This is a genomic window from Pseudomonas sp. SG-MS2 (genome assembly GCF_009933855.1).
GTDB lineage: Bacteria > Pseudomonadota > Gammaproteobacteria > Pseudomonadales > Pseudomonadaceae > Aquipseudomonas > Aquipseudomonas putida_E.
Map to the genome: position 1 here is coordinate 25,220 of NZ_MOMO01000241.1, position 12,646 is coordinate 37,865.

General features: G+C 60.9%; 13 protein-coding genes. 4 read left to right on the forward strand and 9 right to left on the reverse strand.

The genetic code is table 11. The features are described from left to right. Positions 1-89: 89 nt before the first annotated feature. From ruvC to BLX42_RS22375, 6 genes are all read right to left on the reverse strand, one after another. The gene (gene ruvC, locus BLX42_RS22350) at positions 90-614 is read right to left on the reverse strand and encodes a crossover junction endodeoxyribonuclease RuvC (RefSeq protein ID WP_012315820.1); all 525 of its coding nucleotides are present in this window, start codon (positions 612-614) and stop codon (positions 90-92) included. 196 nt (positions 615-810) lie between these two features. Continuing rightward, complete coding sequence (locus BLX42_RS22355) at positions 811-1,557, reverse strand: YebC/PmpR family DNA-binding transcriptional regulator (RefSeq protein WP_012315821.1); 747 nt, start codon at positions 1,555-1,557, stop codon at positions 811-813. 111 nt (positions 1,558-1,668) lie between these two features. Further along, positions 1,669-3,444, reverse strand: a complete 1,776-nt coding sequence (aspS, locus tag BLX42_RS22360; protein WP_012315822.1) for an aspartate--tRNA ligase — start codon at positions 3,442-3,444, stop codon at positions 1,669-1,671. 95 nt (positions 3,445-3,539) lie between these two features. Beyond that, positions 3,540-3,761, reverse strand: coding sequence for an FmdB family zinc ribbon protein (locus tag BLX42_RS22365; protein WP_046787975.1), 222 nt, complete (start codon positions 3,759-3,761; stop codon positions 3,540-3,542). Between the two features lie 93 nt (positions 3,762-3,854). Then, the gene (locus BLX42_RS22370; RefSeq protein ID WP_046787974.1) at positions 3,855-4,184 is read right to left on the reverse strand and encodes a ribbon-helix-helix domain-containing protein; all 330 of its coding nucleotides are present in this window, start codon (positions 4,182-4,184) and stop codon (positions 3,855-3,857) included. Between the two features lie 189 nt (positions 4,185-4,373). Next, on the reverse strand, positions 4,374-4,847 hold the full coding sequence (locus BLX42_RS22375; RefSeq protein WP_012315825.1) for a Dps family protein: 474 nt from the start codon (positions 4,845-4,847) through the stop codon (positions 4,374-4,376). 282 nt (positions 4,848-5,129) lie between these two features. Here BLX42_RS22375 and BLX42_RS27105 point away from each other — a divergent pair, with 282 nt between their 5' ends. Continuing rightward, entirely contained in the window at positions 5,130-5,723 is a 594-nt protein-coding gene (locus BLX42_RS27105) for a cold-shock protein (RefSeq protein ID WP_161872651.1), read from the forward strand. 39 nt (positions 5,724-5,762) lie between these two features. Here BLX42_RS27105 and BLX42_RS22385 read toward each other — a convergent pair whose 3' ends face one another. Together BLX42_RS22385 and BLX42_RS22390 are read right to left on the reverse strand one after the other, a co-directional pair. Further along, the gene (locus BLX42_RS22385) at positions 5,763-5,969 is read right to left on the reverse strand and encodes a SlyX family protein (RefSeq protein WP_039602955.1); all 207 of its coding nucleotides are present in this window, start codon (positions 5,967-5,969) and stop codon (positions 5,763-5,765) included. A gap of 1 nt (position 5,970) precedes the next feature. Continuing rightward, the gene (locus tag BLX42_RS22390) at positions 5,971-6,390 is read right to left on the reverse strand and encodes an HIT domain-containing protein (protein ID WP_046787973.1); all 420 of its coding nucleotides are present in this window, start codon (positions 6,388-6,390) and stop codon (positions 5,971-5,973) included. Between the two features lie 759 nt (positions 6,391-7,149). Here BLX42_RS22390 and BLX42_RS22395 point away from each other — a divergent pair. From BLX42_RS22395 to BLX42_RS22405, 3 genes are all read left to right on the forward strand, one after another. Further along, positions 7,150-8,433, forward strand: a complete 1,284-nt coding sequence (locus tag BLX42_RS22395) for an OprD family porin (RefSeq protein ID WP_161872652.1) — start codon at positions 7,150-7,152, stop codon at positions 8,431-8,433. Positions 8,434-8,593: 160 nt separating this feature from the next. Continuing rightward, positions 8,594-10,309 (forward strand): proline--tRNA ligase, encoded by a 1,716-nt coding sequence (locus tag BLX42_RS22400; RefSeq protein ID WP_046787972.1) that lies wholly within the window; start codon positions 8,594-8,596, stop codon positions 10,307-10,309. Positions 10,310-10,329: 20 nt separating this feature from the next. Further along, complete coding sequence (locus tag BLX42_RS22405; RefSeq protein ID WP_115274059.1) at positions 10,330-11,283, forward strand: hypothetical protein; 954 nt, start codon at positions 10,330-10,332, stop codon at positions 11,281-11,283. Positions 11,284-11,312: 29 nt separating this feature from the next. Here the strand turns inward: BLX42_RS22405 and dinB are convergent, their stop codons facing one another. Beyond that, positions 11,313-12,371, reverse strand: coding sequence for a DNA polymerase IV (gene dinB, locus BLX42_RS22410; RefSeq protein WP_161872653.1), 1,059 nt, complete (start codon positions 12,369-12,371; stop codon positions 11,313-11,315). Between the last annotated feature and the right edge of the window lie 275 nt (positions 12,372-12,646).

Consider the following 12,646-nt stretch of genomic DNA (forward strand, 5'->3'; position numbering starts at 1 on the left):
GGAGCCGATCAAAGACCGCTCAACCCTATCAGCAAATACGTCGGGTGAACGTGCCACCCGGACAAAATGTGTATCAGCTCATGAAGCAGCTACAGACGCAAGCGCCCACCGCGCCGCCGCGCCGTGGCCAGGCCGTGCGGCACCAGGCTGGAACGGGTATGGGCATGGCACAAGGCAATCGCCAGGGCATCAGAGGCATCGATCTGTGGCTTCTGGGTCAGCTTGAGCAGGTGCATGACCATCAGCATCACCTGCTCCTTGTTAGCCCCACCGGTGCCGGCCACGGCCTGCTTGACCTGAGTCGCACTGTATTCGGCGATTTCCAGGCCGGCCTCGGCGGCGGCGACGATGGCCGCGCCGCGAGCCTGGCCGAGCTTGAGCGCCGAGTCAGGGTTGCGCGCCATGAACACGCGCTCGATGCCCATGGTCACAGGGCCATGCTGGGCAATGATTTCACTGACACCGCGAAAAACGATCTGCAAGCGCTCGTGCAGCTCGCCGCTGCCGGTACGGATACAACCCGACGCCACGTACTCGCAACCACGGGCAGTCTGGCGCACAACGCCATAACCGGTGATGCGCGAGCCGGGGTCGATACCAAGAATCAGAGTCATAACGCCTGTCGTGTAGGGGGGATGCTTGAAAGCCTGAGCTCAATTCAAGGCTATTGGGGCCGCTGCGCAACCCATCGCCGGCAAGCCGGCTCCCGCAGGCACAGCGCAACTCTCGGCGGGTGCGCTTACCTGTGGGAGCCGGCTTGCCGGCGATGGGCCGCGCAGGGGCCCCAATTACAACCTTGCTGGCGACACCTTAGCCGAGTTTTTCCATGATCTCGTCGGAAATCTGCGCATTGGAATAGACGTTCTGCACGTCATCCAGGTCTTCGAGCATGTCGATCAGCTTGAGCACTTTCTCCGCCCCCTCCTGATCCAGCTCGGCACTGGTGGTCGGCTGCATGACGATTTCCGCATCCGCAGCCTTGAAGCCGGCCTCCTCCAGGGCATTACGCACGGCATAGAAGCTGTTGAACGAGGTGAACACCTCGAACGAACCGTCTTCGTTGGCCACGACATCGTCGGCGTCGGCTTCCATGGCGGCTTCCATCAGGGCATCTTCGTCCACACCCGGGGCGAAGCTGATCTGCCCCTTGCGCTCGAACAGGTAGGCCACCGAGCCATCGGTACCGAGGTTGCCGCCACACTTGGTGAAGGCATGCCGCACGGCGGCTGCGGTACGGTTGCGGTTGTCGGTCATGGCCTCGACCATGATCGCCACGCCGCCCGGGCCGTAGCCCTCGTAACTCAGCTCTTCAACGTTATCGCTTTCGTTGGTGCCGGCACCACGGGCCACGGCGCGATCGATGATATCGCGGCTCATGTTGGCACCCAGGGCCTTGTCCAGCGCCAGGCGCAAGCGCGGATTGGAGGCCGGATCGCCACCACCCTGCTTGGCAGCGACGGTCAGCTCACGGATCCACTTGGTGAAGATCTTGCCTCTCTTGGCATCCTGGCGCTCTTTGCGGTGCTTGATGTTCGCCCACTTGGAATGACCAGCCATAACGACTCCAAACTCTTGAAACACAAACAATTGCGCCCTGAGAGGGGCGCAACGACAAATTCCTGCGCCGAAACGCAAAGGCGCATCCATCTGGATGCGCCCGGGGCCCGCTTACTCGACCTTGGTCTGTTCGCGCAGGCGGATATGCAGCTCGCGCAGGGCCTTGGCATCGACCAAGCCCGGAGCCTGAGTCATGACGCACGCGGCGCTCTGGGTTTTCGGGAAGGCAATCACTTCACGGATCGACTGGGCGCCGGTCATCAGCATGACCAGGCGGTCCAGGCCGAAGGCCAGGCCACCGTGAGGCGGTGCGCCGAACTTCAGGGCGTCGAGCAGGAAGCCGAACTTCTCTTCCTGTTCTGCCGCTTCGATACCCAGCAGGCGGAACACCGCCTGTTGCATCTCTTTGCGGTGGATACGGATCGAACCGCCACCCAGCTCGGTGCCGTTCAGGACCATGTCGTAGGCACGCGACAGCGCGGTGGCCGGGTTGGCCTCGAGCTCTTCGGGGGTGCACTTGGGCGCGGTGAACGGGTGGTGCAGGGCAGTGAAGCTGCCGTCTTCGTTCTCTTCGAACATCGGGAAGTCGACGACCCACATCGGCGCCCACTCGCAGGTCAGCAGCTCGAAGTCGTGGCCCAGACGGATACGCAGCGCGCCCAGGGCCTCGCTGACGACTTTGAACTTGTCAGCGCCGAAGAACACGATGTCGCCGTCTACCGCACCTACGCGATCGAGAATCACGTTGAGGTTGGCTTCAGGGATGTTCTTGACGATCGGCGACTGCAGGCCTTCAACGCCCTTGGCGCGCTCGTTGACCTTGATGTACGCCAGGCCGCGGGCGCCGTAGATGCCGACGAACTTGGTGTACTCGTCGATCTTGCTGCGCGGCATGCTGGCGCCACCTGGCAGGCGCAGCGCGGTAACGCGGCACTTCGGATCGTTGGCCGGGCCTGCGAAGACCTTGAAGTCGACATCTTTGAGCTGGTCGGCAACGTCTACCAGTTCCAGCGGGTTACGCAGGTCTGGCTTGTCGGAACCGTAGCGGCGCATGGCTTCTTCGAAGGTCATGTGCGGGAATTCGCCGAATTCCAGGTCCAGGACTTCCTTGAACAGCTTGCGGATCATGCTTTCGGTCAGGCCCATGATCTCGGACTCATCGAGGAAACTGGTCTCGATGTCGATCTGGGTGAACTCCGGCTGACGGTCAGCACGCAGGTCTTCGTCACGGAAGCATTTGGCGATCTGGTAGTAGCGGTCGAAGCCGGCGACCATCAGCAGCTGCTTGAACAGCTGAGGCGACTGCGGCAGGGCGAAGAAGCTACCGGCGTGGGTACGGCTGGGCACCAGGTAGTCGCGCGCGCCTTCTGGCGTGGCACGGGTAAGGATCGGCGTTTCGACGTCGAGGAAGCCGTTCTCGTCCAGGAAGCGACGGATGCTGCTGGTGATGCGCGAACGCAGGCGCAGCTTGTCGGCCATTTCCGGGCGACGCAGGTCGATGAAGCGGTAGCGCAGGCGGGTTTCCTCGCCGACGTCAGAGTACTCGTTCAGCGGGAACGGCGGGGTTTCCGCTTCGTTGAGCACGTTCAGCTGGTAACCGAGAATTTCGATGGCACCGGAAGCCATGTTGGCGTTCACCGCACCGTCAGGGCGCTTGCGCACCTTGCCGGTGATCTGCACCACGTACTCGCTGCGCACGCGGTCGGCCGCTGCGAAGGTTTCGGCGCGATCGGGATCGAAGACGACCTGGGCCATGCCCTCGCGGTCACGGATGTCGAGGAAGATCACCCCGCCGTGGTCGCGGCGACGATGGACCCAGCCGCAAAGGGTGACTTCCTGGCCGTCCAGGCTCTCGTTCAGTTGGCCGCAATAATGGCTGCGCATCATGATGGTGGTTTCGCTTCTCGTGATTCGTGTATTCGATGGAGGCCTTGGCCGCCCCAGGGGGCTAATACTGCAAGACCCGGCTACTGCAATTCAACTCAGTCGGCCTTGTCGCCGCCTGCCAGATTCTTTTTCGCCCCGGTCTTGAAGTCGGTTTCGTACCAGCCGCTACCGCTCAGGCGAAAGCCAGGGACCGACAACAGCTTCTTCAATGCCGGCGCCTGGCAGGCCGGACAGTCGGTCAGCGGCGCTGCGCTGATCTTCTGCAACGCTTCCATCCGGTGATCGCAGGATGCACATTGATAGTCATAAAGGGGCATGGGTGTCTCTCGTCAACCATTACGCAGGCTGCCCGGGGCAGCAAAAAGCGGGATTATATATGGTTAACAGGCACTGCGCAGCCCGCCTGGCGATCAGCGCACACTGGGCGGCTCCTGCAGCCAGGCAACACAGATCACCCGGATCAGGCCGCTGAAGTTGCGCACCCCACCCTGGCGCAGGTGCACCTCGCGATCCACATAGGAAAGCACGGCACTGACGGAGCACTCATTGGCCTCGGCGATGCGCTCGAGGATGCGCCAATAGACCGCTTCCAGGCGCAAACAGGTGGAAAAACCGTTGAGCCGGACCGAGCGCGATACCGGCTGAATCTGCATCATGTCGAAATCCGCCTTGAACGGATCAATGCACTGCTTGCCCAGGCAGCGCCCTTTGCCTACTACACGCTTGCTCGCTTGCATCATGCGCCCACATCCTCGCCACAGGTATTTTTCCCTGCACCGCAAGACAGGCACGGGCGCAGGAACCAGAGGCTCAATGAAGCGCGTACAGCCGGACGCAAAGCAGCGGCAAAGCCTTCCCGCACAAACGGAAAAGCCCGGTGAGCGTCACTCGACCGGGCTTGGCAGGCCGCTATTTATACAAGCGACCGATCATTTACCGTCAAGCAGCACTCGCAGCATCCAGGCAGTCTTCTCGTGTACCTGCATACGCTGGGTCAGCAGGTCTGCAGTCGGCTCGTCACTGACCTTGTCCACTACCGGAAAAATACTGCGGGCGGTACGCACGACCGCCTCCTGCCCCTGGACAAGCTGATGGATCATCTCGTCCGCTGCGGGCACCCCTTCCTCTTCCTTGATGGACGAATGCCGCGCATAAAAAGCATAGGAACCCGGCGCGGGGAAGCCCAGGGCGCGAATCCGCTCGGCGATGGAATCGACCGCCAGCGCCAGTTCATTGTATTGCTCTTCGAACATCAGGTGCAGGGTACGGAACGAAGGACCGGTGACGTTCCAGTGAAAGTTGTGGGTTTTCAGATACAGCACGTAGGTATCCGACAACAGGCGGGACAGCCCTTCGACGATGGACTTGCGATCTTCTTCACTGATACCGATATCGATTGCCATGAAGCTCCCCTTTTTCATATGGCTTGATGATGATCAAGCGGGCCCCACACACTGTATCAATACTTGGCGCCACGCGACCATGACGCAGGGCAACTCATCGCCGACAGCCACCTGCGGTTTGAGAAGGCCCCGCGTTTGCTGTTAAATAGGCACCGTGCCATCCGTGCGTGCTGTCATTGCCGGGTGCATAGGCTGGCCCAACATGTGTTCGCGCCCTACACCTCATGCGCACCGTGTCGCCAGCTCTTCCTGTGATCGGCCTTATCAATTGCGAGCCAACCCATGTTCAAGATCGTCCATCTGTTGACGGGCGCTGCAGCTTTGCTGCTATCGCTCATACCCAGCCTGAAATACGACGCAACACCCTTCCTGCAGCAACCGGACGCGGTCTACCTGGCCCTGCTCGGCCTGCTCAACCTGCTGCTGGCACCTGTCGTGCCGCTGTACTACCGCGGCGCCCGCCAGCAATTGCAGCACCTGGCCTGCGCCCTGCTGGTGGTGGCCGTGGTCCTGCAAACCCTGACCTTGCTGGCCCGCCCCGAAATGGGCAACCTGGCGGCATTGGTCTGCGCAGGCCTCGCCGTCATTCTGCACCTGGCCGCAGGCTTGGCCCGCAGCCCCAGAAAAAACCGGCCAAGCCAGGGCGCGCCGCTGGAGACCGGCATGCGCGATACCGGCACTGTGAAGTGGTTCAACACCTCTAAAGGCTTTGGATTCATTTCCCGCGATTCGGGTGACGATATCTTCGTCCACTTTCGCGCCATTCGCGGCGAAGGCCATCGCATCCTGGTCGAAGGCCAGCGCGTGGAGTTTTCGGTAATGCACCGCGACAAGGGCCTGCAGGCCGAAGATGTGGTCGCGGTAACCCGCCGCTGACCCTTTGCAGCCCTGGGGCAAGCCCAGGGCTGGCACCAATCAGTAATGAGGTGGCGGCGCTTCCTCACCCTCACTGCCATACTGGCCGACCATTTCCTCGTAACGCTTGATCAACTCGGCCATCTGCAACTGCAGACGCTGAATCACCCGCCCCTGCTCGACCACCACGTCGTTCAACTCTTGAATGGTATCGTCCTGAAACGCCTGACGGGTTTCCAGTTCGACAATGCGCGATTCCGGCGACATGTCAGGCCTCCTCATATGCATCATTGAGCAGGGCGCGCAGGCGCTGGCGAATGGCATCGACCTGCCCCGGCCCGTATTCGACAGGGGGCACCTTGCCCCAGACCGGCGCCGGCCAGGCGGCATCCCCATGGCGACGGACAATCACGTGCATGTGCAGCTGGCCGACCACATTCCCCAGCGTGGCAACGTTCATCTTATCCGCCGCGAACTCGCCCTTGAGCGCTTCGGCCAGGCAGGTTGTTTCTTTCCACAGCTGCGCCTGATCGTCCTGGCTCAGGTCGAACAGTTCGCTCACGCCGGCACGCTTGGGCACCAGGATGAACCAAGGGTAATTGGCATCCTTGCTAAGCAGCAGACGGCACAGCGGAAAATCCCCAAGAATCAAAGAGTCCTGCTGCAAACGCGAATCCATCTCAAACACTGAAAACCTCCACCAACGAAAGGGCCCCGGCGTGCGGGTCAATGCCGCAAGGATACCCTGCTTCGTCTGCGCAAGCATGCTGCACGCCCTCTGGCTGCACCCTTATAGCTCAGTAATTGATCCAGGCTGCACAGGCGCGGTAACACATCGCTACTTTTCGCACCAAAATGAGGCCGCAAACGAGTACACCACTACGCTTCGACACACATAAATGACTCAACTTGAACAGTGGGCGGTAACACCTTGACTTGCAAGGCAGCTTTTTAGTTTGCAACCGGACTGCGGCCCGGCACACCGCCAGACGGGGGCCGGCCTGTATTTACGGGCACTTTCGAGCTGCGCCGGCGGAATTTGTGAAAATTTCATGAACCGTTGTTAATTTTGAGCACGCTTGTTGCATTCTCCCCACACCAAGTCGGCACGACATCTGCATAAAGCGATGGACGCAACAAATAACAACAGCCGCTTTGGATCCACCAGGGAGTTTCCCCAACCGAAATCGATAGTTACAGAATCGTTACGGTGACAGGAACAGCGCTGGCGTTGTACGGACCGATTAATCGGGGCGTGATTTGCGACATGGAACTACCTGAAAGCGACATGGCCGTAAACTTCTCGAAACGTTGTATATGCCCATATCGCCAACAACAGTCTGCGTGCTATACATTTCCGCCGACATAACAAGAAAGAGCTGCCCCATATAACTAAAAGACTTGGGCGCAGCGGTACTCTTCCTAAAAACCAAAGGAGCAAATCACGATGCGCGTGATGAAGTGGAGCATGATCGCCCTGGCCGTTTCGGCAGGGACCTCGCAGCTGGCCTTTGCCTCTGCACAGGACGAATCCAAGGGTTTCATCGAAGACAGCCAGCTGAACGTCAAGACTCGCATGCTGTACTTCAGCCGTGACGCTCGCAACAATGATCGGGACCCTATTACCGGCGATCGCCAGAGCCGCACGGAAGAAACCGGCCTCGGTTTCCTCGGCACCTTTGAATCGGGCTTCACCCAAGGCGCCGTAGGCTTCGGCGTCGATGCCATCGGCATGCTTGGCCTGAAACTGGACAGCGGCAAAGGCCGTGCCGGCACCGGCCTGTTCCCGGAAGGCTCCGACGGCCGCTCGCAAGACGACTACTCCGAAGCCGGCGGCGCTGTGAAAATGCGCTTCTCCAACACTGTGCTGAAGTACGGTAACCAGTTCACCGCCCTGCCGGTATTCGCTACCGACGACAGCCGACTGCTGCCGGAAGTTGCCGAAGGCACCTTGATCACCAGCGACGAAATCGAAGGCCTGACCCTGCACGCCGGCCACTTCACCGGCATGAACGCCCAGGCCCAGACGTTCCGCGACAGCCTGCACCTGACCGAAGCCAACATCGTCGGCGGCACCTATGCCCTGACCGACAGCCTCAGCACCAGCCTGTACTACTCCAAGGTCGAAGACTACTGGCGCAAGTACTACGGCAACATCAACTGGGCGGTGCCGATTTCGGACAAGCAAGGCCTGGTGTTCGACTTCAACATCTATGACACCAAGGGCGACGGCGCCGAGCTGGTTACAGCTTACGATGGCGAATCCCTGGACAACACCGCATTCAGCCTGTCGGCAGCCTGGAACATCGGCGCCCATACCTTCACCGTCGTGCACCAGCGCGTACACGGTGACGGTGACTACGCTTACGGCGTCGACGGCGGCGGCAGCGTCTTCCTGGGCAACTCCGTTGCACGTTCCGACTTCAACGCTGAAGACGAGAAGTCCTGGCAAGCCCGCTACGACCTGAACTTCGCTGAGTTCGGCGTACCCGGCCTGACCTTCATGACCCGTTACGTGCGCGGTACCGACGCCAATGTCGCCGGCACCACCAACGGCAAAGAATGGGAACGCGACATCGACATCAAGTACGTGATGCAGGAAGGCCCCGCCAAGGACCTCAGCTTCCGCGTCCGTCAGGCCACCTACCGCTCCTCCGACGGCGTCTACTACGGCTCCCCGTCGCTGGACGAACTGCGCCTGATCGTCGAGTACCCGCTGAGCATCCTGTAAGCCACGCTTATAGTGCCCCGCACCTGAAAAAGCCCGGCACGCTTGCCGGGCTTTTTCTTGGCTGACATTTGCCACGCCCTGGGGCATCCTGTACGCCTTCGTTTCGCCCCCGTACAATGCGGGGTCATTTCAATGTCTTAGGCAATCGACACGGCTAACCATGCGCACCAGTCAATATTTGCTCGCCACCCAGAAAGAAACCCCTGCCGACGCAGTGGTCATCAGCCATCAGCTCATGCTGCGTGCCGGCATGATCCGCAAGCTGGCTTCCGGCCTGTACACCTGGCTGCCGATGGGCTTGCGGGTAATGCGCAAGGTCGAAGCCGTGGTGCGCGAGGAAATGAACGCCGCCGGCGCCCTGGAAGTGCTGATGCCCAGCATCCAGCCCGCCGAGCTGTGGCAGGAGTCCGGCCGCTGGGAACAGTACGGCCCTGAGCTGCTGCGCCTGAAAGACCGCCACCAGCGCGACTTCTGCGTCGGCCCGACCCACGAAGAGGTCATCACCGACCTGGCCCGCAATGAGCTGTCCAGCTATAAACAGCTGCCGCTCAACATGTACCAGATCCAGACCAAATTCCGTGATGAGATCCGCCCACGTTTCGGCCTGATGCGCGGCCGCGAATTCATCATGAAGGACGCCTATTCCTTCCATGCCGACCAGGCTTCCCTGCAGGAAACCTACGACCGCATGCACCAGGCGTACAGCAACATCTTCACCCGCCTGGGCCTGGACTTCCGCCCAGTGCAGGCCGATACCGGCTCCATCGGCGGCAGCTACTCGCACGAATTCCACGTACTGGCCGAGTCTGGCGAAGACGACGTGATCTTCAGCGACAGCTCCGATTATGCCGCCAACATCGAGAAGGCCGAGGCCATCCCGCGCGAAACCGCGCGCCCGGCCCCAACCGAAGAACTGCGCCTGGTCGATACCCCGGACGCCAAGACCATCGCCCAGCTGGTCGAGAACTTCGGCCTGCCGATCGAAAAGACCGTCAAGACCCTGATCGTGCGCGGTGCCGAGGAAGGCAAGCTGGTCGCCCTGATCGTCCGTGGCGACCACGAACTCAACGAGATCAAGGCCGCCAAGCTGGAACAGGTCGCCGACCCACTGGTCATGGCCACCGATGCCGAGCTGCGCGAAGCCATTGGTGCCGGCGCCGGCTCCCTCGGCCCGCTGAACCTGCCACTGGAATGCATCATCGACCGCTCGGTTGCCCTGATGAGCGACTTCGGCATCGGTGCGAACATCGATGACAAGCACTACTTCGGCGTCAACTGGGAGCGCGACCTGCCGGTCCCACAGGTTGCCGACCTGCGTAACGTCGTCGAGGGCGACCCGAGCCCGGATGGCCAAGGTACCCTGGTGATCAAGCGCGGCATCGAAGTCGGCCACATCTTCCAGCTCGGCACCAAGTACAGCGAGGCACTCAAGTGCCAGGTACTGGGTGAGAACGGCAAGCCAGTGGTGCTGTCCATGGGTTGCTACGGCATCGGCGTATCCCGCGTGGTCGCCGCCGCCATCGAGCAGAGCTACGACGACAAAGGCATCATCTGGAATGACGCCCTGGCCCCGTTCCAGATCGCCCTGGTACCGCTGCGCTACGAAACCGACGTGGTTCGCGAGGCCACCGACAAGCTCTACGCCGAACTGACGGCCGCAGGCTTCGAAGTGCTGCTGGACGACCGTGACAAGAAGACCAGCCCAGGCATCAAGTTCGCCGATATGGAGCTGATCGGTATTCCGCACCGCATCGTCGTCAGCGACCGCGGCCTGGCCGACGGCAACCTGGAATACAAGCACCGCACCGAACAGGATGCTCAAGCGCTGCCACTCAATGAAGTGCTGACCTTCCTGCAGGCCCGCGTTCGCCGCTGATAATCAATGCACGAGTGATCATGTCCAAGCGAAGTACCTTTACCCTGGGGGGCGCCGCACTGTGCGGCGCCCTGCTCCTCAGCGGCTGCGCCAACCAGATGTCCCAGCGCAGCGAGCACGAAGAGCGCGTCGAGCGCAAGCTGCTCGAACACACACTGCAGATTGATGTCGGCGAGCCCAAGGTGATGGAGCTTCCGCAGCGACGTGTACGCGTCAATGAACAGAGGCGCTTCGAGGTCACCGAGTTCGAAGTTACCCGCCGCTATGACCGGTATACGCCCTACCAACCCTGGCGGGAGGTCTACGAAATCCCGCTGGGCGCGGTGGCGGTGGTGGCCGGCGTAGGCGCCAACGTGGTCAACGTGTTTGCATTGGGCAACCTGCCGCAGAGCATCACGCACGACTGGCTCAGTTATGGCGTGGCCGGGCTCAACCCGTTCATGAACGTGCAGTCCAACGGTCGCGCCCAGCAGAACCTGGCAGGGATCAGTGAGCTGCAAAAGGACAAGCGCGAGGAGTTCACCAGCCTGCCCTGGAGCGAACGCCTGGTCGAGGTAAAGGCCGGCAAGATGACCCACGCGCTGACCACCGACAGAAACGGCGTGCTACGCCTGAACCTGCTGGACAGCCCATTCTCGGAGCAGCACCTGAACCACGTCGGCACCCTGCACCTGCAAGTGGTCGATGAAGACAACGCAGTGCGGGGCGACGCCAGCCTGCTGGTCAGCGCCACCCTGCGCAACAAGCTGCGTGAAGCCCATGAGTTGATTTTCGATGACCTGGAAGACGACGATGTCGGCCAGTGGGTTCACCGGGTCAAGCGCCTATCGGAGCTAGGCCTGGAAGAGGAAGCCAGCGAGATGGAGCAGAGCCTGATCGAGCTGACCCGCAACGATCCGGAGCTGCAGCAGGAGTTTCTGCAGGCACTGACCAAGGCTACCGGCCGGTTGGTGGCTGACCCAGGCGCACATTAATGAAGAGGGGCTGCAGTGCAGCCCCTCTTTCATTTGTCCGCGAACAATTCCAATTGCTCGTGAGCCCCACGCAAGTCACGCAACCTCACCCCTACCCCTAACAACCTCACCGGCTTGCCACCCCGGGCGAATGCTTGCCGTAGCAACTGCCGGTAGCTGTCCAGATCCCTACCCGCCCCTGCCTGCTCCAGGGTGGTCTGGCTGAAGTCATGGAATTTGACCTTGACGAAAGGTTTGTCCGGCCGATAGCTACTGTCCATACGAGCGATCCGCTCATTCAGGCTGTTCAGCAGTTCAGGCAAGCGCTCCAGACAACTGGCCAGATCCGGCAGATCCGTATCGTACGTATTCTCCACGCTTACAGACTGCCTACGGCTATCGTTGTGCACGGCGCGATCATCGATACCCCGCGCCAACCCCCAGAGGCGTTCACCGAAACTGCCGAATTCACGCATCAGCGCCAGTCGCGACCAGTCACGCATGTCCAGGCAGGTGTCGATACCCAGCCGGGCAAGCTTGTCTGCGGTAACCTTTCCGACACCATGCAGCCTGGCGACAGGCAATGCGGCGACAAAGGCCTCCACCTGATCAGGCGTAATCACGAAAAGACCGTTGGGCTTGCGCCAGTCACTGGCGATCTTGGCCAGGAACTTGTTGGGCGCCACCCCAGCCGAGACAGTAATGTGCAGGGTGCGCGCAACACGCCTGCGAATATCTTCGGCGATGCGCGTGGCGCTGCCGGCGAACCATTGGCTGTCGCTCACATCCAGATAGGCCTCATCCAGTGACAATGGCTCGATCAGTTCGGTGTAGTCGCGGAAGATGCCGTGGATCTCGCGCGATGCTTCGCGGTAGGCCTCGAAACGCGGTTTGACGATCAGCAAGTCAGGGCAAAGCTTCAGTGCATGGCGGGAGGACATGGCCGAGCGCACCCCATAGGCACGCGCTTCATAATTGCAGGTGGCAATCACCCCTCGATGATCCGGCGAACCACCCACAGCCATGGGGCGGCCGACCAGGCGCGGGTCATCACGCATCTCGATCGCGGCGTAGAAACAATCGCAGTCGATGTGAATGATCTTGCGCAAAGACATGGATGACCGTCAGTACTGTAAATTCATACAGATAGTACCGCATGCTCTGTCAGCGAGACAGCCAGCGCAGGAGCGCGCGCGACAATTGGCCTGAAAGCCCCGGTGCTCCTGAGCTGCCTGCCTTATTGAAAGGCTAAGGGTTTGAACGAAAACGGTTTTTTAAACTAAATGCTTGACAGGGGCGGTTAAATCCGTAGAATTCGATCTCACAGGCGCGGGATGGAGCAGCCTGGTAGCTCGTCGGGCTCATAACCCGAAGGTCGTCGGTT

Coding starts and splice junctions, on each gene's coding strand:
- ruvC (WP_012315820.1), bottom strand. CDS start 614: ATGACTCTGATTCTTGGTATCGACCCCGGCTCGCGCATCACCGGTTAT.
- BLX42_RS22370 (WP_046787974.1), bottom strand. CDS start 4,184: ATGATGCAAGCGAGCAAGCGTGTAGTAGGCAAAGGGCGCTGCCTGGGC.
- BLX42_RS27105 (WP_161872651.1), top strand. CDS start 5,130: ATGTTCAAGATCGTCCATCTGTTGACGGGCGCTGCAGCTTTGCTGCTA.
- BLX42_RS22375 (WP_012315825.1), bottom strand. CDS start 4,847: ATGGCAATCGATATCGGTATCAGTGAAGAAGATCGCAAGTCCATCGTC.
- BLX42_RS22355 (WP_012315821.1), bottom strand. CDS start 1,557: ATGGCTGGTCATTCCAAGTGGGCGAACATCAAGCACCGCAAAGAGCGC.
- BLX42_RS22405 (WP_115274059.1), top strand. CDS start 10,330: ATGTCCAAGCGAAGTACCTTTACCCTGGGGGGCGCCGCACTGTGCGGC.
- BLX42_RS22400 (WP_046787972.1), top strand. CDS start 8,594: ATGCGCACCAGTCAATATTTGCTCGCCACCCAGAAAGAAACCCCTGCC.
- aspS (WP_012315822.1), bottom strand. CDS start 3,444: ATGATGCGCAGCCATTATTGCGGCCAACTGAACGAGAGCCTGGACGGC.
- BLX42_RS22395 (WP_161872652.1), top strand. CDS start 7,150: ATGCGCGTGATGAAGTGGAGCATGATCGCCCTGGCCGTTTCGGCAGGG.
- BLX42_RS22365 (WP_046787975.1), bottom strand. CDS start 3,761: ATGCCCCTTTATGACTATCAATGTGCATCCTGCGATCACCGGATGGAA.
- BLX42_RS22385 (WP_039602955.1), bottom strand. CDS start 5,969: ATGTCGCCGGAATCGCGCATTGTCGAACTGGAAACCCGTCAGGCGTTT.